The sequence below is a fragment of the Neolewinella xylanilytica genome, assembly GCF_002934605.1.
Classification (GTDB): Bacteria; Bacteroidota; Bacteroidia; order Chitinophagales; family Saprospiraceae; genus Neolewinella; species Neolewinella xylanilytica.
In genome coordinates this window covers 1,026,779-1,045,926 of the sequence record NZ_PTJC01000005.1, presented here as the reverse complement: position 1 = coordinate 1,045,926, position 19,148 = coordinate 1,026,779, and the positions used below count along the sequence as shown (strand labels likewise).

The window sequence follows — 19,148 nt, the reverse complement described above, 5'->3', positions numbered from 1 at the left end:
TAAAGAAAACGGAGACCATGAGTTATTGCAGCGCGATCGACAATATGCCGGAGCCCCGGAAAAGCCTCCATAAGGCATACCACGACCACCACTACGGCTTTCCGATCCACGACGATGACGAGCTTTTCGGACGCTTACTCCTGGAGATCAACCAGGCGGGGCTGAGCTGGGAAACGATGCTGAAAAAGGAGGACAACTTCCGCAAGGCCTACGACAACTTCTCGATCCGGAAAGTGGCCGCGTACACGGAGGCGGACCGTGCGCGCCTCCTGGCCGATGCGGGGATCATCCGCAACAAGCTCAAGGTGAACGCCGCCATCTTTAACGCGCAGGCTATCGCGGAACTGCAGCAGGACTACGGCTCCTTCCAGGCGTGGCTGGAGCACCACCATCCCATGACCCGGGAATCCTGGATGAAGCTGTTCAAAAAAACCTTCCAATTCACCGGGGGCGAGATCGTCAACGAGTTTTTGATGAGTACCGGCTTTCTGCCGGGGGCGCACGTCGAAGACTGTCCCGTGTACCAGCGGGTGCTACGGGCGAAGCCGGCGTGGATCCGGTAAGGAAGGCGCCATTCGGATCTGAAATCACTGATGAGTGCCGTGCCCCGCCGCCCGGGGAAGCGTAGAAGCGGGCCCGGCGAGCTGCCCGCAAATTCCCATTTGGATATAGGGCGTTGCGCGTAGCTTTACCCCAATTACGGGAAGTATATGAAGCACCTACCCCTTCACTGGAAGATCATCATCGGCATGGTACTGGGCGTAGGCTTCGGCTTCCTCGCCAGCGCGGTGGGCGCGACGGAATTCGTCGTAGACTGGATCAAGCCCTTCGGCATCATCTTCATAAATGCGCTGAAGCTGATCGCCATTCCGCTCATCGTGGCTTCCCTCATCAAGGGGATCAGCGACCTGCAGGACATCTCCCAGCTCTCGCGGATCGGCGGCCGTACGCTGGCGCTCTTCCTGATGACGACGGTAACGGCGGTGACCATCGGCCTGGGCATCGTCAACCTGGTGAACCCGGGTAAGGTGGTGCTGCCGGAAACGCGGGAGCAACTGCTGGCCGCCTACGCCACCGACGCTTCCCAGCGGATCGAGATCGCTACGGCCCAGTCCGAGCAGGGGCCGCTGCAGTTCTTCGTGGACATGGTCCCGGACAACATCGTCGGCGCGGCCTCCTTCAACGGCAATATGCTGCAGGTGATCGTTTTCGTCGTCTTTTTTGGCGTCGGCCTCATCCTGATCCCCCCGGATAAGGCGCGGCCGGTGAAGGCCTTCTTTGACGGCGTGAACGACGTCATCCTCAAACTGATCGACCTGCTGATGGCCACCGCCCCCTACGCCGTCTTCGCGCTGCTGGCGGCCCTGGTGGTCGAGGCACCGAGCGCGGACCTCTTCGCGGCCCTGCTGACGTATAGCGTTTGCGTGCTGCTGGGGCTGGCCGTCCTGATCCTGGTCTTTTATCCCCTGCTGGTGCGCCTATTCACGGGCGTCGGGTATGGCACCTTCTTCCGGGGCATCGCGCCGGCGCAATTGCTGGCCTTCAGCACCAGTTCCAGCGCGGCCACCCTACCCGCTACCCTCGACCGCACCACCAACCACCTGGGCGTGTCGGAGGAGATCGCCAGCTTCGTGCTGCCCATCGGCGCGACCGTCAATATGGACGGCACGAGCCTGCACCAGGCGGTCGCGGCCGTCTTCGTCGCCCAGGTCTTCGGGCTCGAGCTCGACCTGACGACCCAGCTCGGCATCGTCGTCACCGCCAGTCTGGCGTCGATCGGCGCGGCGGCCGTGCCCAGCGCGGGCATCATCACGCTGGTCATCGTCCTCGGGCAGGCGGGCATCCCCGTGGAGGGCATCGCCCTGATCTTCGCCGTCGACCGGCCGCTGGACATGTGCCGCACCATCGCCAACGTCACGGGGGATGCTACGGTGGCTATGGCGGTGGCTAAATCGGTGGGGAAGTTGGAGGTGGGGGCGGTTGGCACGAAGCCCTAATACTAGCGAACGAGCTAAGGATGGAAGCATACCTCCCATTAAAAGTGCGCTAGATCGCCTATCCCGGCTATACGATCGCGATACGGGCCGGCCTAATATAATCCTGAGCCAACGTCGGGCGACGCCAGCCTTGATTACAGTACCCGAACAGCGTTTAGGGCAACAACTGCCGGAAGACCACAAGACCTTGATGCAAATGTCGAACGAGCTGATCAGCGATGAGCGCGGTCCGGATCCATCCTTCTTACCCTGGAGCAGATTGACCGGTTGTATAATCCTTATCCTCGCTATATCGATGGGTACGAATACCCGGCTTTTGGATGATTTAAACTAGCTTCCGTTCTTTATATCAAAAGTCCCCCTATCCAGCAGGATGGCCGACTCGCGTTTTTATCCCCGGCCGTAAAACACGGGCGTGCGGATTCCAGCGATTCGCCCTTATAACGAGCTAATGAGCCTAGAAGAATTCCGTACCCGTTACCGGTCCTTACCAACCCCCCAATTAATGCGGATAACGCTGGATACAAAGGCGTACCAGGAGGTAGCCGTACAGGCAGCCCGGGAGGAATTAGCCAGGCGGGAATTGACCGAAGAAGAGGTGGCGGACACCACAGCTACCCTCGAACAGGAACGCGGGGAGCATACCACCAAGGCCCGTAAACGACACGATAAGCTTGCGCAAATCAAAGCAACTGCCGGCGCCTGGGCCGCCGCCGCCAGCCCCATCCAGATCGGGACGCCGGATGCGCGGCGTAAACATCGCATCCTTACGCTTCTCCTGGGCGTGGCCGCCGCCGTTCAGCTGTACGAGGCCGGGAACTACGCGGGGCTATGGTCTCCGGAGCTGTATCATTTGTTAGATGGCTTATCCCTATTCCTGGTATTGCTGTCGATCGGTCTCGCCGCCATTCCCGTGCTCTTCTGGCTGGGTAAACCGTGGGGTTGGATAGTAGCCGTTCTGTTCACCGGCATGAGCCTGGCCGTCGGACTGTCGACGCTCTACGAGTCGATGCTCCACCATTTAAACCTGTATTCGCTACTCCCCGACTTCGCAAAAACCGAATTTTTCCTGCTAACCGAACTATTCGCTCCGCCCCACCCCCTGCTTTCGCTTTCCGCCGTGCTCTACTACGCGGCCGTGTTGTGGCTGCTTACCCGTCCGGAAGTGGTAGCCGCTTTCCCAATCGATCGGCTGGCTTTGACCCGCACGTACATCGCAACCGGCGTGCTGGCGGCATTCGCGCTCATCTTTCAAACCCTGTAGGATTCCCGCCGGGTGCAACCCGCTGCTCTTTCTCCCATCGTCTCGCCCCTACTGTTTCGCGGATCACCGCCGGTACTTCCGGGGTAAGGGATCGTCCGCCGACTCCATCGTCCAGACCATAATCGCGATCATCCACCGGTCGGCTACCCGTACCAATTGATAGCTCGTGATCCCTCTTTCCTTGTGCCTGGCCCCCTCCGTCGCTTCGAAGGTTTAAAACACCTGGGCGATATTCCGGTATCCATCGACTACCCGGGAAATGTCCACTTCCTCGAACCCGTCCGCGTAGGAAGGGTCCTGGAGATAGTATAAAAATTCATTCAGGTCCGCGGTCTGGAGGGGGTTGCCGGTCGTATCCTGGGTATGCACCGTAAATCGGGCGGTCGGAAGGAAGAGCGCACGAATCGCGGCGGTGTCTTTCGCTTCGCCCGGCTTATTGGAGATCAATCGCAGCAGCTCGGTTACCGTACGGTCGATGGTTGGGCAGCACGGACTGATTTGAGCTGGCCGGTCCTGTGCCTGGGTCAAACTCATGGTCCATAGCAGAACCACCGGCAGGCTAAGCTTTCGCATAAGTAGGGTATTTGCCCAATGAGCGAATCCCCGGGTAAGCGGTTGGTATATCTATAATGAGCTAATTATATATCGAAGATCATTCCCGTTCGTGTAGCGGCGGAACATACCTCTTTGCATATGAAGTAGCCCGGCGTTTCCGAGGTATTGGATTCGGGCGCCGGAGCGCGGGAAATTTGCCGGTTCCCGTTGCACCCGCGCTCCGGCGCCCCCAATTCCCCGCCCGCAGCCGCGGCTACGCCATTCTGCCGCGGGAAAAAGTATCTATCTTCCCAGTATCATGCAACGACACCTTCCGACCCTGCTCCTGTGGATCGCGTTCGGCTGCCTCGCCTTCGGCCAGCGCCCGGTCCGCTCCGACATTCCCCTCGACTCCATCCGCCTGAGCGACCCGGCCATCCTCGCCGACTCGGCCACCATGACCTACTACCTGACCGGCACCGGCGGCTGGATGTGGAAAAGCAAGGACCTGGTCAGCTGGGAAGGCCCGCACAAGATCGTCGCCACCGACCCCGACTCCTGGATGGGCCCCGACCCGATGATCTGGGCCGCGGAACTCCACCAATACAAAGGCAAGTACTACGACTTCGCCACCTTCACCAACCGCGCCGTCATCATCGATACCGTGGCCGGCAACGCGATCGAGCGGCGGGCCAGCCACGTGCTCGTAAGCGATACCCCCGACGGCCCGTACGTCCCCATGGCCGACAGCACCTACCTGCCCGCCGACATGCCCACCCTGGACGGCACCTTCTGGGTGGACACCGACGGCACGCCCTACATGGTCTTCTGCCACGAGTGGCTGCAGAACCAGAACGGCACGATGGAAATGATCGAGCTGAAGCCCGACCTGAGCGGCACCACCGGAGAGTCTACCCTCCTGTTCCGCGCCAGCGATTCCCCCTGGAGCCGGCAGGAACGCGACGACGGTTCGGTGGGCCCCAGCGTGGTCACCGACGGCCCCTGGCTCTTTCGCACCGGCAGCGGCCGGCTGGGCATGATGTGGACAAGCTGGGTACACGACATTTACGTGCAGGGCGTAGCCTACTCCGAAAGCGGCGACCTTAAAGGACCGTGGACACAGGAGCCCGAGCCCATCACCCCGGATAACTTCGGCCACGGGATGCTCTTCACCTCCTTCGAAGGGAAGGATCTTATGTCCGTACACAGCCACCGCTCCGTGAACGGCCGCTACATCCGGGTGCCCAAGCTGTTCGAGGTGGATCTTTCGGGGGATAAGCTGGAGGTTGTGGGGCGGTATTACCCCGAAAAGGAATGAGCCCCTTCAGCACCCGATTCCGGTATCCACCCAATAAACTAAACCCCATGCGCATCCAAAGACTCTTCCTCCTCCTGTTCGTAGTAGCCCTGGCCGGCCAACAGGCCGCGGCCCAATTCCACAACATCAAGAACGACACCTTCTGGGATACCGAAAACGGCGACCCGCTGTACAGCCAGGGCGGCGGGATCTTTACGTTCCCGGACCCGGAAACGGGGGAAGAAAAATACTACTGGTACGGCGTGCACTACAAGCAGGCGGAAATGTACCGGGACGATCCCTCCGTTACCCAGCCGCGGAACAACTTCGAGGGGGTGAACTGCTACTCCTCCACCGACCTCGTCAGCTGGACCTTCGAGGCCGACGTACTCACCCCCGACGAAGTATTCGGGGATTCCGAGCGGCGGTGGGGCTGGCTGGGCCGCATGGGCGTGGCCTACGTCGAGGAGGCCGACCAGTACGTGCTGATCATCCAGCACAACGCCGAGGTTATGTTTGCCGTCGCGGATTCGCCCCTCGGACCGTTCAAGGTGAGCCACCACAAGAACATGGAATCCTGGATCGGCACCTCCAATACCGGCGACCAGACCGTCTTCACCGACGAAGATACCGGCAAATCCTACCTGGTGTACAGCTACGGGCAGGGACGCCACAAGATCTACCTCTCCGAGATCGGCCTGCAGAACGATACGCTGACCCTGCTGGACTATAAGCAGGTCTTCGGCGGCGCGGGCCGCGAGGGGAACTGTATGTTCAAGTACCAGGATAAATACTACCTGGCGGCTTCGCAGCTGTACGGTTGGGATGGCTCCCTCCCCTACTACCTCGTCGCGGACGACGTGATGGGTCCCTACCTGCCGGAGAATGACATGCAGGTCTTCGCGGGTGCGGAGGCTGATTACGCTCACATCTCCCAGACCGGCTTCTTCGTTACCGTGCGGGGAACCAAGGATACCACGGTCATCTACTGCGGCGACCGCTGGGCCGACTTCGCGGGTAACGGCCTGGGCTACAACCAGTGGGTGCCGCTCTCCTTCGACGGCGACCAACCCTACTTCAACTCCCTCAACTCCTGGGATCTGAACGCCGAAACCGGCGAATGGCGGGTTGCCGAAGACAACAACTGGGCCATCAACGCCAGCTTCGAAGCGGACCGCAAGGAAATGCCCAGTCAGGTCAAACCCGTACAGACCTTCCTGCGGGGATGGGAAACGGAAGTCGTGGAGGGTACCCCCATTTCGCTCGACACCCTGGGGCCCAAGCTCAACCACGCCAACACGGAAGCCGAACGCAAGCACGTCATCGGCGAACGCAGCCTGAACATGAGCGACACGGTGGCCTTCGTCCGCCACGTCCACCAGACCATCACCTCCTCCCCCTACGTGACCTTCCCCAACGACCGCTACGTCCTTACCGCCAAGGTCAAGAACAGCGACGGCTTCGACACCCTGGAGATGTACGCCGAATCGGGCGGGGAGCGCTTCACCACCACCATAACGGAAGCCAACGAAGAGTGGACGACAGTCCGCGTGGACGGTATCCAGGTGGCCGGCAATGAAGTCGAGATCGGCTTCCTGGCGGACGGGGAAGCGGGGGCGTTTTGCCTGGTGGATGACGTGTCGTTGGTGCAGCGGAAGTAACGCGGCGAAGGGGAAGGCTTGGTACCTGGAAACATCGCTCCACCATCCGGTGATCCGGGGTCGAGGCCTTGCAGGCCGAGTTTTGGCGGGTTGCCTACCGGTACAAGAGCATGGCATACGGTACGCGATGCGGTCGGCACTACAATTAAAAGCTACCAAACGCCAGGCCAGCATTATCCCCGGGCTTCTGTACATTCGGTGACCGCATAAAGTCCCACTCCTCCCCCCAGATGACCCTCCACATCGACATCTCCAAAAACATTCACCAGCAGTTTAAGGACCGCATCGGAGGAAAGGACTTCCCTAACGGTTTCACCATTCATCCCAGCATCGGGACCAACGAGGCGGCGGCCGTTCAGGTCCGCTTTCCCGGCAATCTGGAATTGTATCACTTCGGCACGACGCAATTCCGGATCCCGCTGGAAATGGATACCACCAATCCGCCGGACTCCCCCTGGTTATTCATTCATATTAACCTGTCGCGCTTCGGCCAGGAAAAACGGATCGGCGGCGACACCATCTTCTTCCAGCGGAGCCTACCGATCGGTATTCTCTTCTGCGGTCCGGGATTGGAAATGCACACCGTACTCCCCGCGGGGACGGAATCGGAGGTGCTGTCCATCCGCTTCTACCGGTACTTCGTAGCCACCTTCCTGCCAGGCATTGAGGCCTCGGTGGACCTCGACCGCCCCATCGCCTACGAGGACCTGGACGACGAGCTCGGGGAGTCCCTGACGCAGGTGCTGGCGAGCCTGGACAATAAGCTGAGCTGCCACGCCCATCTGCTCACCTTTCTGAACGAACTGTTCGGCAAGCTCTCCCGCCACCAGAAACCGGGTAGCGTGGACAGCCTCCACCCCGACGACCTCCGGCAAATCATGCGGATCGCTACCAACCTGCGCGATCCCCTCGAACCGAAGGTGCCCGCCCTCCCGGATTTGGCCCAACGGGCCGGCATGGGCGTCACGAAATTCAAGGACTCCTTCAAGCTGGTATTCGGTCAGGCCCCACTGCAGTACCGCAACCGGATCCGGATGGCATACGCCCGGGAGGAATTGCTACACAAGCGAAAGACCGCCTCCGAACTTAGCTACGAGTTAGGGTATTCCCACCCCTCCAATTTCACGGCTGCCTTTAAGCGGCACTTCGGGAAATTGCCGTCTGCCGTGTGAATCCCGGCTTTTCGCACTAGTGATTCGGCCGGCAGCAATACGACCCGCCCGCGGTGACCGCCCATCTTTGGACCATCACCAAAAAGCACCGACCGTGACTTCTCGCATACTGCCCCTGCTTCCTTTCCTGACCCTGTCGGCCGTCGTCCTCGGCGCGGACGACCCCGTCGACCGGACGGCAATCAATAAAGAGATTGCCCGCCAATTTTACGAGGACCTCTGGTTCCAGGACCGTACCGATAAGTATCACCAATACGTCGCCGACGAATACATCGTCCACGATATCGGCGACCGGAAAGGGGTGGTCGAACCGGCCGCGGAACAGCAACGCATCGCCGACTTCTTTTGGAAGAACGGAACCATGCGGGGCAACATCGACTACCAGGTCGCGGAAGGTGATCTGGTGGTAACCCGCTGGACCGCCGATTACAAACCCGAAACCCTCATCGGCCGGGTATTGCTCGGCGCCGGTTCGATCCCGATCATCAACGTCTTCCGCTTCGAGGACGGCAAGATCGTCGAGATCTGGAACCACCGCCACGACATCGATACGAATCAGCGGCTGAAGTTCGTGCTACAGGGCCTGCTGATCGGTTTACTGATCGCTTTGATTCCCGCCTTTTTCGCCTTTAGGTTTAAGCGGCGAATCCGGGCCCTGCGGGAGGAAGGGTACCCCTCGCGGTAACGCCGGAGTCTTCCTTTATCTTCAAAGCAAGACGGAAGACCGGCGATCGTCGACGGAAAGCTGGCTGGCCATGCCTATGGTACGACACGGGCGACGAAGCGGCCATGCTATACCTTCCGGAACGGCGGGGACTGATGCTGATCCCGGACTTTGGAATATTAAAAACAAACTTCGCCTTACCCGCCTACCGGATTGGCAGTCGCGCCCGCTATCCCGGTGGGCGGATAGCCACGTTGGCTTTAACCTATTGATAGGGAAAGGCTGCAATTTTCCGCTTTACCTTGACCATTCGTAATCAAGCTGGGAAGTGGATTCCCGCGAGCACCGTACCCTACAACCCGACGATGAACACCCTCTGCCGCTGTTTACTGCTCCTTCCCATCTGCCTGCTCGGCTGCCGGGAAGCGGATCCCAATCCCCTGGCCTTCATTGTGACCGAGGAAGACTTCGGATACGCCGAATCTGCCCAATACGACCTCGTCGGCCCGGAGGTGACGATAGAACACCTGGTCGGCGTAGCGGAAACCATCCTCTTTTCCACTGACCGAGGGGATATCCTGGCCTTCAATACCCGGGTAGCCGAATTTTACGCCCTAATGGACAACGTAGCTACCTCGGAAATCGAGGTCGACGGCCACCGAGTCTATTTCTGTACGGACCAAGGCATGTACCGCCTCGATCTCGATAAATCGTTGGAACTCGAGCGCATCGCGACCACCTGCGAACACATCGAGGTCGTGAACGATGCCATCTACTTTACGACCTTCGAGGCCGACAGTATTCAAGATTGGCCAAACCAGGTATTCACTCTCGTGGACGGGCAAGTCCAGCGGTTATCGGACCTCTTCCCCGATATGCTAGGCAAACTAGCGGTGCTCCCATCCGGTGAGATCATGGCGCTATCAATGTGTTGCTCGGGTTCGATCTATCGCTTGGACCCTGAAGGCAACCTGATCGAGTCCTTTGATGAGGACGCCTATCATTTCTCCGGCCTCCAGGACTGGAGAAACACTTGGTTTACCCTATCGGAAAACGAATTTATTCTGGTTGGCAAGGCTAACGTCGGGTATCCCGATATAGCAAGTTGGTCCGTCGATTCCGCTCAGTGGACCGACCTGCTGGTCCCGGAAACGATGGAACAAGAAACCGCGCCGGGCGATGCTAAATTAAATTACCTCCGAACCGCCTCCTTCACCGATGTGCTGGCGCTAAACGGGCAACTCTATATCACCACCAGCAATAAGGGATGCCTGGGGCTATTCACGTTTGACCTCGCGGGCGGCGGCCCCTTCACCTACGATGATTTTACCGTCATCCAGGATACGCGGATCGGGGAAGATCAGTGCCTGCAGGGGATATATCACGACGATGAGCTGGACGAATTATACATCTATACCCAGCGTAGCGTAGTGAAATTTCAGTAGTGAGGCCCGACGTTCAAATTACCTCCATTACTACCCACCGCCCATCGGCCCCATACTACCTGGCAGGACGGGACCGGCGGATACCGGACCAGTTCGATAGTACGCACGGGGAATACAGCTCGCCGGAATATCCCGGGAGGTAAGTTGAATAATGGCGCCGGAGCGGAACCGCCCGGAGCACCCGCGGTCCGATCGGATGCGATAACCGTAATCCTTCGCTACGCCAGGGGGGGCAATAGGGCTGCTCACCGACTGGCCCCGCGTAATTTCACTCCCGCCCGCCGACATTGCCCCACCCGATTGGATCGCATACCCGCCGAGCAGTACATTTAACGAAGGCGCGCCTTCGGTCGAGGCCGATTCTCCGCGCTGGATATATTACCCGCCCCGCAACAAAACCACTCCCCCGTATGAAATTCGCCTTTGCCGCACCGGCCCTCGTACTCCTGGCCGGCTGGTTGTTCACGAACCGCCCCGCGCCCCCGGAAACCCCGCCGATCAACATCATGGCGTACTACGTGCCGGCGGAAAACTATATGCCGGAAGACCTGCCCCTGGACCAGCTCACCCACATCATTTTCTCCTTTGCCAACGTGGTCGACGGCGAGTTCCGGTTCCGGGAGCCCGAACGGTCCGGCCCCATCCTGGAACGGCTGGTGGCCCGGCGCCAAGAATTTCCCAACCTCAAAGTGATGGTCGCCTGCGGGGGCTGGACGGCCGACGGCTTTTCCGATATGGCCCTCACCGACAGCACCCGCACCCGCTTCGCCGAAAGCGCGGCCGCTTTCATGGAACGCTACGACTTGGACGGACTGGATATGGACTGGGAATACCCCGGCATCGGAGAGGCCGGCATCAAGTACCGGAAAGCCGACACCCGCAACTTCACCCGCACCATGAAAAGCCTGCGCGAGCACCTCGACGCCCTGGACCGCGACCAGACCCTCACCTTCGCCGCGGCCGGTTGGGAACGCTACTACGACTTCATCGAAGTCGAAAAAGTGATGCAGTACGCCGACTACATGAACGTGATGACCTACGATCAGGTCACCTACGTTTCCCCCTACACCGGCCACCACACCAACCAGGGAAAGATCGAGTGGGCCGATATCCGCGACACCCCCTTCGGCCGCTACCACCTGCAACGCAACATCAAAGAGGAGCAATCCGAAGGCGACTGGCACCCCCGCTCGGTCGAATACATCGTCGACTACTGCATCGCGCGCGGGGTCGATCCGCGGCAGATCGTCACCGGCGCGGCCTTCTACGGTCGCTCGTGGAAGGGCGTCGGACCAGAGAACAACGGCCTCTACCAGCCGGTCGGCGGTCCCCACATCGGCTGGTCCGCCTACCGCGACATCCGCGCGCAGTATGAGGAAAAGAACGGCTACGAACGCTTCTGGGATTCGACGGCCCAAGCCCCCTTCCTCTACAGCCGCACCGACAGCATCTTCTTCACCTACGACGATACCACCTCCGTACGGCTGAAGGCGGAATATGCGATGGAGAAAAACCTCGGCGGCATCATGTTCTGGGAGCTGGGGAACGATACTAAGGAGCGGGGGAGCTTGTTGGATGCTATTTATGAGGCGGTGATGGACTGAAAATATGATCGAGCGCCCTCTGGGCCGAGATGCCACGCACACTATCTCACCCTGGAAGGGTTCGACCTTGGAGCGTTACACCGATGCACGATATTCCCAGGTCGAGCGCCCTCTGGGCCGAGAAGCTACGCACACTATCTCACCCTGGAAGGGTTCGACCTTGGAGCGTTCCGGCGATGCTCGACATTCCGAGGTCGAGCGGCCTCCGGGCCGAGATACCACGCACATCCTCTCACCCTGGAAGGGTTTGCCCCGGGAGAGATGCGGCATCGCTACGGCCATTCAACGTCGAGTATCCTTTGAATGAAGGTGCCTTGTCGGCTCGCCCAGCAACACCGGTGGAATTTTTGCGCCGGGGCGCGGGAGAATTGTCGGTGACTGGATTTCTGGTGCTTAGCTACTTCGATCCTTTTCCGATGGCGATCCCTATGAACCCGACTACACGACTGAATTAATTGCATCGGAAGCGCCGTGGAATAAGCCGGGGGACGAGTGCTCACCTCGGCCCCACAAGGGACTCAACCAACACGTGACGATCGGCAACGAGCGCTTCCTATTGCAGGAAGTGGAGGTAGTTCGACCGATAGTAAGGTCGTGGTAAACTACCGGCACCCGCGTCGAGCACCACCGGTATGGTGGAAGCCGACTGTATCCAGCACTTAACTTACCAAAACCCGGCCTGCCCGAAGTAAAAAAGCGGCCAGCCATACCCATCCCCAAAGGTTAACGTGGCAAAATGGTCGAGCATGGCGGAGAAAAATGCCGGGGCGGGGTACTTTGAGGCAGTGCCCGATGGCTGAAACGGCTAAGCAAAAGGATGAGCGAGAAATGTAAAACCCATAGACCGACTCGGCTTCGTTCAACTGACCGTTGCACCCACTATCTCGGGGCGGTGGATACTGGACTTAATGTTCTGCGCTAAAATCATATCTTACACCAAAATAGAATGTATGAACAATTATTTCAACAGATTTACAATTAATGGGTTGTTTGGGGATCGAATAATCGATATTGATCTTAAGTCAAAATCAAAGATTTTGATAGGAGAGAATGGTATGGGTAAAACCACCATACTTAATATAATTTATTTTACTATATCAAAGAAGTTCCACAGGCTTAAAAAACTAAATTTCCAAAGTTTAGACATTGTTTTTTTTGACGGGAGCGAATACCATATAGATCAAGATGATTTGAGATATACTGACACTGACGAGTCATATGAAGTGCCCAATCACGTAGTATCTGAAATTGCCAGTCTTTTATCACCTTACGATCTTGATAAAATTTCTCAACTCCTTGAAAATGAGGGGCCCTTAAGCCGAATTATTATGTCTGCTCCCGTTAGGCGTGTAAGGGAAAAGTTGCCTTACAGTGGCAGAATGGTTTATACAGCTCTTAAATCTATTTGTGGCACTGATTTAGACAATAAGAACATACAGGATTTGAGCAAAAAAATAGATAGCATATTTAGTAACGTAACTATTTTATATTTCCCAACATTTAGAAGAATTGAGGAAGATTTACTCAATCTCGGATTTGATGAAAATAAAGTTCGAATAGCGGAAAGAGACTCGAGGCTTGTTCAGTTTGGCATGAGAGACGTAGTGGGCCGATTTGAAAGTATTCAAAAAGAAATCAATATATTATCAAGCAGAGGCCTATCTCAAATATCAAGCGAAATACTAAGCCAGTTAGTTCGAGGAATACCAAGTATTGATGAGGGTGCGTATTCAAGAATAAGTCCAGATGATATTGAAATAATCTTGGCAAGAGTAGGTGACGCTATTTCTCAGCAAGACAAAGATAAAATATTGCAAGTAGTGACCGAAAAGAAATCGTATGGGGAGGACGATAAATACCTTATATATTTCTTGGATAAGCTAGTGCAAATCTACGACAAGCAAAGGTTTATAGATACATCTATCGAAAAGTTTGTAAAAGTATGCAATCAATATTTGAAAGAAAGTAACAAAGGCATAGTCTACGAGGCTAGTGAAGTTGAGTTTTATCTTGTAAATCTAAAAACAGAATATAGAGTAAAACTAAATGACCTATTAGACAAACTCTCTTCAGGGGAAAAACAAATTGTCTCATTATTCTCTAGAATTTATTTGTCGACAAGACAAAAGTTCATTGTCCTATTTGATGAACCGGAACTGTCATTATCAATATTCTGGCAGCAAAAATTACTTCCTGATATTATTGACTCCGGAAATTGTGAATTATTAATATCTGTAACTCATTCTCCCTTTATTTTTGATAATGAACTTGCATCTAGTTCAATAGGATTAGAAGCATACACTACATACATTGGAGAATGAAAGTTGCTACACTAACTGCCGCAAAAGATTCCTCTGTCAGTGTTGTTCTGCATAAATTCTACCTACTGGCTCGAAAAGGCACGAATGTTTTATTCTGTTTTTATGAAGGAAAAGATGCGCCATATTATAATAGCAGAGCAGAAACATATTATGATGGCAGCTACACTCATTTCAATTGCAAGGGTAAAGGTAATGTTCTGCAAGCTAGGACTATACTGAAAGCAAAACCTGAATATGCAAATTATAAATTAGCATTTTTTGTTGACCAGGATTTTGACGAAGAATTAGTTACAATTCCCCTTGATCTATACGTTACAACGGGGTACTCTATTGAAAACTACTACTGTAATCGGAATACGTTTAGAAGAGTACTTACCTCGGAATTTAATGTAAACGAAGCAGATCTAGAATATGAAACTATTTTGACGCTTTTTGATGACAGACTCCAGAAATTTAATGAGTGTGTTTTGTTAATCAATAGTTGGTATCGATTTTTGAGACAAGAAGCACAAGATAAGGATGTACCGATAAATTTTTCTTTAGATGACCAACTCCCAAAAGGATTTGTAAGAATTACACTTGATGAAGTGGAATGCGATTATGATTTAAATACTCTTAACATTGAATTTAAGCCAATTTGTAATCCTACTAAAGAAGAAATCAATGAATCTGAAACCTATCTTCAGAAAAATGACCTATGTTTAGTTCTAAGAGGTAAATATCAGGCACAATTTTTATTCACATTTTTGAATCTGTTACTGACTGATGCAAATGACAGGAATCAAAGACGATTTGTGAAGCAAAAGGTCAAATTAACTGTGTCCAGGACACAGATTATCTCTCAGCTTTCCCAATATGCAGATACACCTGAGTCTCTCAAAGCGTTTATTAGAGAATTTAATTGAAAAAGCGCAGAATATAGCACTAGCGTAAAGCCAGCAGGTGAGTGGATCGGTGTCGATAGTGTTTTATTCACGAAAAAGAAATACTGTCTTACCCGGTAACTCGTCGGTAAAGCCAGCCTGCGTCAGCGCACCTGTTAGCGGTCACTAAACTCGAACAAACAACGTACACATCAGTCTTGACTAAGGAAAATATACGATGAGTTATAAAGAGAAATTGAATGCTTCTCAAGCATCAGCCCATAACCAAAACATAGCAACTAAAATTTTGAGAGATCTTTCGACATTAAGATCGACAATAGATGAAAACACTTCTAATGCTCGAAGATGGATATGGGAACTTGTACAAAATGCTAAGGACGTTTCTCAAGCCGAGGGTGTTAAAATTAGAGTTGCAAAATCAAGTTCAAATGAATTTATATTCAGCCATAATGGCAAGCCATTTAAAGCAGACAACATAAGGTTTTTGATTGAGCAGATATCTACTAAAGACCAAGAAAAGGAAGATGAAACCGGAAAAAGAAAGACTACAGGCAAGTTTGGGACTGGATTTTTGACAACTCATTTATTATCAGAAAGAGTTACAGTTCATGGAGTACTTAAAGACAAAACTCTACCATACAAAAGATTTGAAGTTATGCTAGACAGAAGCGGCTACTCGAATAGAGAAATTATCGAATCAGTTGAAAAGTCTAGGGCGGTACTGAACGAAGTTGATCACCTACCAAACTTCGAGGCTTATGACGCATCAAAGTATAACACGCAGTTTATTTATCCTCTTTTAGATGATGTTGCAGAAAGAGTTTATTCTGAGGGGCTGAATGATTTAAAGTCAAACATTGGTTATACCCTTGCCCTTAATGACGAGATCAAAGAAGTTGCTTTTGGTTCAAAAGGAAGAATATACAAGTTAGAAAAAACAACCCCACTTAGTGATATAGGCCAAGTAATTACTGTAAAGAAGGAATATTATGAGGGGGATGCTAAAGAGTTGCATTATGCTATTTTAAGTGAAAATTTTACTTCGATCATCATTCCTATAGAAGTTGAGAAGGGTAGCATCAGAATATTACCAATAGAAGATAATGTACCTTCACTCTTTTGCCAGTTTCCATTATTAGGATCAGACAGCTTTCGCTTTCCAGCTGTAATTAACAATCCAAACTTCAATCCTACGGAGCCCCGAGATGGTATACACCTTACAACTCCGGCAAGAGTTAACCCATCGAGCGAACAGAATAAAGAATATATATCTGAAGCGATCGGGTTGTTTCAAAAGCTGGTGCGGCTAGCGATAAACGATGAATGGAAGAATTTACATTTATTAGCCAAAGTTGAAACTAGCAACGAATACCAAAATTGGCTAAACCAAAACTATTATGAGTCGAAGGTAGTGGGGGAAGTGAGACGCATAATAATGAGAAAAAGTATTTTAACTTCTTCAGTTGGGCATTTAATTCCGCTATTTGATAAAAAGGATCTTCCTTACGCCTTAATACCAACAATTCCGAATTACAAAATACGTGATGAAGCCTGGAATATTGGAATATCACTTTTCGGTGATCGTCTACCTAAATTAGACCACGTACCGTTTTGGTCTAAATATGCATGGGATATCTGCGGGAAGTTTAACCTTGCTACGCTCTGTAATTTTATAGAGAAATCTCAACGAATTGAAGAACTCCAAGGTGCGCTAGGTCATAAAGATGCGATCTCTTGGCTAAATTTGTTTTATAAACTTTTGGAGAAAGACGAATATAATTATGATAAACTAATTAATAAATACCAACTGTTCCCAAATCAGAATGGGTATTTTATCAAAATGCAAGAAATCCAGTTGGAAGATGATACCATAAATGAGCTCTTTAAAGATATTTTGCGTGAACTTGGCTCAGATGTTCGAAAAAACTTAATTAACAATGCTATTGAATTTAATTTTGAAGAAGTGAATTCAATCAATGAGCCAAAAGTTACACGAATGATAAACGTTTTAGCTTTGGAAAAAGCTAATGATAGGGAGCAGTCTAAAAATTATAGAACGGCTTTTAACCTTATTCTTAAATTTTTCAGAGATGATGAAAAGGAGGCTAGAGTTAAATTTCCATCATTGCATCAAATTAAGTATCTCCTCTATGATGAAGAAGAAATGATAGAAAACGTAGAAAAAATTGAAAAATTGAATGATCTACTTCAAGAATTCGACTTAGCCGATATATCCGAAATCAAGTCTATACTTTCTAAAATGGCTGTGCAGAAAACTAATACTGAAAAATTACTTCCTATCACCTCAGAGATATTGTCAAGTCTGGGAGTTACTAACATTGAGGAATGGAGAGAGGCGATGCAGGATCAAAATTTGGCAGACATGTTTGACCACTCTTCAGTCCCTACGGCAGACATGTTTGTAAAAGCTGCAACCTACATTGAGCGAGCTAAAACTGCTATTTTTGAGCATTTGAAAGAGTTACAAGACTACGATTTGTCAGAAGCGGATTTTACCGCTGATACAATTCTTGGAGGAGTTAAAAAGAATTCTAGCGCAATAGATATAGTTTGTCGTCCTGCCTATAAGGACGAAGTCATTGTGTATTATCAAGCGGAAAGGGATGTTCTCGACTATCAAGACAGTGAATTGTGGGTTGATACCAATAAAGAAGTTAAAAGAATTTCTCTTGGGCACATTTTGAAGTCGGCTCAAATTCATAAATTTCCCATTTAATATAATGGCAGTCATGGAACAAATAGGAACCCCAGAAGGTCACAAATTAGAGTATAAAGCAGTCCTACCGCCCCCCAAGGCACTAGCAAAATTAATAGCATCTTTCGCTAATGCTGACGGTGGCCAAATAATTTTAGGCGTTACAAAAAAGAATGGTAAGCCCGAGAGTGTTGGAATAAGCCGGGAATTTAAAGTATCAACCATATTGTCCAGGGCAGTAGGCTTTTTAACTCCTCCGCCTACACTCAAAAAAAGATACATCAAAACTGATGGTAAGAATATAATAGTGATAGGTGTAGAAAAGTCGAATAATGTCATTTCTACCGTTGAAGGTGAAATCTACACACGAAATGGCAAAGAAATTTACTTAAAATCGAGTAGCAAAAGCGAGTCACCAAAATCGCCTTTGTTAAAACCATTAATGCAAAATTTGAGCATAAAGAATATTGGAGGAACCCAAGCGCTAGCCGAGTTTAACAATCACTTACGGTCTGTTATTGATATAATAGATAGCGTGTTTGAAACATATTTTATTTCCGATGTGGAGGTTCCTGCTCACAGTCAAAATGGTAAAGTTTTGACGCGACTTGTTTTTTCAAGCATAGCTGATAACTTTGAAGTATACATGTCAAATATTTTATATGAAATATACTTATCCAAGCCGGAAACCTTAAAATCGGAGGAAAACGTCACCGTAAGAGAAATTCTTTCTTGCCAGGACCTACAAGAATTTGTAGAATATTGGGCGAGAAAAAAAATAGGCAAACTTCAAAAAGGTAGTGTTAAGGGCTTTATAGAAGAGAACAAACAAATAAAACATTTAAAAGTACTTACCAATAGTGACGTAAATGAATTGGAAATGATTCTTCAAATTAGGCACGTGTTTATTCACTCCAATGGGGTAGTTGATGAAAAATTTGTAAGATACTTTAGTTCGTATTCAATCAATGATGTATTCGAGCTCAGCTTAAAAGAAATGTTTGCATACATAAGCAAACTGGTAAATAACGTAAATAAAATAGATTTAGCAAGCAAATTAAAATTCGACCTTGGTGAAGTGTAAATGCTGCTAGCAGCGGAACAACTTCATTAAGTCAAAAGATTTTGGACTACTCAAGACACCGCCTCCCAATCGAGGCCTGAGGCAGTTTTCTAGCCCTATATTTCACTCCCCGTATTCAAAGCATAGAGTACACCCTCACTACCCCCCAAACCCCAAATCCCCCAACCGCCCAGCATCCGACTCCGGTACCGTCACGAAAATAGTTCGCCCAGTGCCGCAGACGCAAGCCAGACAAACGATCTGTACAGACGGATCCACTTCATACCGCACGCCCAACACCCGCACCCCCCGCCGCGTCAAATACGCCTTTAATGCCCGATCCGGTCCGGTAAAGGGATAGGGTTCTTCCGCATACCAGGGGTCGGCACACTGGGTCTCCATCCGCTGGAGTTCGACGGTGTCGGCAGCTTTCTCGCAGGCTGGGAAGAGCAGGGTGAGGATTGCAAGGAGTAGGCAGGTGGTGGTTCGCATAGGGGGAATTTGGTTGGGAGTCACGGCCGGTGTG

At 51.8% G+C, this 19,148-nt stretch carries 15 protein-coding genes; 13 read left to right on the top strand and 2 right to left on the bottom strand.

Annotated elements, in window-relative coordinates:
* The first annotated feature begins 17 nt into the window (after positions 1-17).
* From CLV84_RS04100 to CLV84_RS04090, 3 genes are all read left to right on the top strand, one after another.
* Positions 18-563 carry a DNA-3-methyladenine glycosylase I gene (locus tag CLV84_RS04100; protein WP_104419505.1) on the top strand — a complete coding sequence of 182 codons (546 nt, stop codon included), beginning with the start codon at positions 18-20 and terminating at the stop codon, positions 561-563.
* 147 nt (positions 564-710) lie between these two features.
* Positions 711-1,997, top strand: a complete 1,287-nt coding sequence (locus tag CLV84_RS04095; protein WP_104418455.1) for a dicarboxylate/amino acid:cation symporter — start codon at positions 711-713, stop codon at positions 1,995-1,997.
* 451 nt (positions 1,998-2,448) lie between these two features.
* On the top strand, positions 2,449-3,261 hold the full coding sequence (locus CLV84_RS04090) for a hypothetical protein (RefSeq protein ID WP_170067562.1): 813 nt from the start codon (positions 2,449-2,451) through the stop codon (positions 3,259-3,261).
* A gap of 213 nt (positions 3,262-3,474) precedes the next feature.
* Here CLV84_RS04090 and CLV84_RS04085 read toward each other — a convergent pair whose 3' ends face one another.
* Positions 3,475-3,834, bottom strand: coding sequence for a hypothetical protein (locus CLV84_RS04085; RefSeq protein ID WP_104418453.1), 360 nt, complete (start codon positions 3,832-3,834; stop codon positions 3,475-3,477).
* A 280-nt stretch (positions 3,835-4,114) separates the two neighbouring features.
* Between CLV84_RS04085 and CLV84_RS04080 the strand changes: the two genes are divergently transcribed.
* From CLV84_RS04080 to CLV84_RS04035, 10 genes are all read left to right on the top strand, one after another.
* Complete coding sequence (locus tag CLV84_RS04080) at positions 4,115-5,113, top strand: glycoside hydrolase family 43 protein (RefSeq protein WP_104418452.1); 999 nt, start codon at positions 4,115-4,117, stop codon at positions 5,111-5,113.
* Between the two features lie 47 nt (positions 5,114-5,160).
* Positions 5,161-6,753 carry a family 43 glycosylhydrolase gene (locus CLV84_RS04075; protein WP_104418451.1) on the top strand — a complete coding sequence of 531 codons (1,593 nt, stop codon included), beginning with the start codon at positions 5,161-5,163 and terminating at the stop codon, positions 6,751-6,753.
* Positions 6,754-6,983: 230 nt separating this feature from the next.
* A complete protein-coding gene (locus CLV84_RS04070) occupies positions 6,984-7,925 on the top strand; it encodes a helix-turn-helix domain-containing protein (RefSeq protein ID WP_104418450.1) in 942 nt (313 codons plus the stop codon).
* 94 nt (positions 7,926-8,019) lie between these two features.
* Positions 8,020-8,610, top strand: coding sequence for a nuclear transport factor 2 family protein (locus tag CLV84_RS04065; protein ID WP_170067561.1), 591 nt, complete (start codon positions 8,020-8,022; stop codon positions 8,608-8,610).
* Between the two features lie 344 nt (positions 8,611-8,954).
* Positions 8,955-10,034: a hypothetical protein gene (locus tag CLV84_RS04060; protein WP_146088701.1), complete on the top strand. Its 1,080-nt coding sequence runs from the start codon at positions 8,955-8,957 to the stop codon at positions 10,032-10,034.
* Positions 10,035-10,444: 410 nt separating this feature from the next.
* Positions 10,445-11,638 (top strand): glycoside hydrolase family 18 protein, encoded by a 1,194-nt coding sequence (locus CLV84_RS04055; protein WP_211295165.1) that lies wholly within the window; start codon positions 10,445-10,447, stop codon positions 11,636-11,638.
* A 950-nt stretch (positions 11,639-12,588) separates the two neighbouring features.
* On the top strand, positions 12,589-13,959 hold the full coding sequence (locus CLV84_RS04050; RefSeq protein WP_170067560.1) for an ATP-binding protein: 1,371 nt from the start codon (positions 12,589-12,591) through the stop codon (positions 13,957-13,959).
* Positions 13,956-14,864, top strand: a complete 909-nt coding sequence (locus CLV84_RS04045; RefSeq protein ID WP_104418446.1) for a DUF4435 domain-containing protein — start codon at positions 13,956-13,958, stop codon at positions 14,862-14,864. The genes CLV84_RS04050 and CLV84_RS04045 overlap by 4 nt, the downstream gene beginning before the upstream one ends.
* A 196-nt stretch (positions 14,865-15,060) precedes the next feature.
* Positions 15,061-17,580 carry a sacsin N-terminal ATP-binding-like domain-containing protein gene (locus CLV84_RS04040; protein ID WP_146088700.1) on the top strand — a complete coding sequence of 840 codons (2,520 nt, stop codon included), beginning with the start codon at positions 15,061-15,063 and terminating at the stop codon, positions 17,578-17,580.
* Between the two features lie 13 nt (positions 17,581-17,593).
* The gene (locus tag CLV84_RS04035) at positions 17,594-18,643 is read left to right on the top strand and encodes an AlbA family DNA-binding domain-containing protein (RefSeq protein ID WP_170067559.1); all 1,050 of its coding nucleotides are present in this window, start codon (positions 17,594-17,596) and stop codon (positions 18,641-18,643) included.
* Positions 18,644-18,781: 138 nt separating this feature from the next.
* Here CLV84_RS04035 and CLV84_RS04030 read toward each other — a convergent pair whose 3' ends face one another.
* Complete coding sequence (locus tag CLV84_RS04030; protein ID WP_104418443.1) at positions 18,782-19,114, bottom strand: hypothetical protein; 333 nt, start codon at positions 19,112-19,114, stop codon at positions 18,782-18,784.
* Positions 19,115-19,148 lie beyond the last annotated feature (34 nt).

What these genes read in the sequence shown, in the direction of transcription:
- CLV84_RS04085 (WP_104418453.1), bottom strand. Translation starts at nt 3,834, where the DNA reads ATGCGAAAGCTTAGCCTGCCGGTGGTTCTGCTATGGACCATGAGTTTG.
- CLV84_RS04055 (WP_211295165.1), top strand. Translation starts at nt 10,445, where the DNA reads ATGAAATTCGCCTTTGCCGCACCGGCCCTCGTACTCCTGGCCGGCTGG.
- CLV84_RS04100 (WP_104419505.1), top strand. Translation starts at nt 18, where the DNA reads ATGAGTTATTGCAGCGCGATCGACAATATGCCGGAGCCCCGGAAAAGC.
- CLV84_RS04035 (WP_170067559.1), top strand. Translation starts at nt 17,594, where the DNA reads ATGGAACAAATAGGAACCCCAGAAGGTCACAAATTAGAGTATAAAGCA.
- CLV84_RS04060 (WP_146088701.1), top strand. Translation starts at nt 8,955, where the DNA reads ATGAACACCCTCTGCCGCTGTTTACTGCTCCTTCCCATCTGCCTGCTC.
- CLV84_RS04090 (WP_170067562.1), top strand. Translation starts at nt 2,449, where the DNA reads ATGAGCCTAGAAGAATTCCGTACCCGTTACCGGTCCTTACCAACCCCC.
- CLV84_RS04050 (WP_170067560.1), top strand. Translation starts at nt 12,589, where the DNA reads ATGAACAATTATTTCAACAGATTTACAATTAATGGGTTGTTTGGGGAT.
- CLV84_RS04080 (WP_104418452.1), top strand. Translation starts at nt 4,115, where the DNA reads ATGCAACGACACCTTCCGACCCTGCTCCTGTGGATCGCGTTCGGCTGC.
- CLV84_RS04030 (WP_104418443.1), bottom strand. Translation starts at nt 19,114, where the DNA reads ATGCGAACCACCACCTGCCTACTCCTTGCAATCCTCACCCTGCTCTTC.
- CLV84_RS04040 (WP_146088700.1), top strand. Translation starts at nt 15,061, where the DNA reads ATGAGTTATAAAGAGAAATTGAATGCTTCTCAAGCATCAGCCCATAAC.
- CLV84_RS04045 (WP_104418446.1), top strand. Translation starts at nt 13,956, where the DNA reads ATGAAAGTTGCTACACTAACTGCCGCAAAAGATTCCTCTGTCAGTGTT.
- CLV84_RS04070 (WP_104418450.1), top strand. Translation starts at nt 6,984, where the DNA reads ATGACCCTCCACATCGACATCTCCAAAAACATTCACCAGCAGTTTAAG.
- CLV84_RS04095 (WP_104418455.1), top strand. Translation starts at nt 711, where the DNA reads ATGAAGCACCTACCCCTTCACTGGAAGATCATCATCGGCATGGTACTG.
- CLV84_RS04075 (WP_104418451.1), top strand. Translation starts at nt 5,161, where the DNA reads ATGCGCATCCAAAGACTCTTCCTCCTCCTGTTCGTAGTAGCCCTGGCC.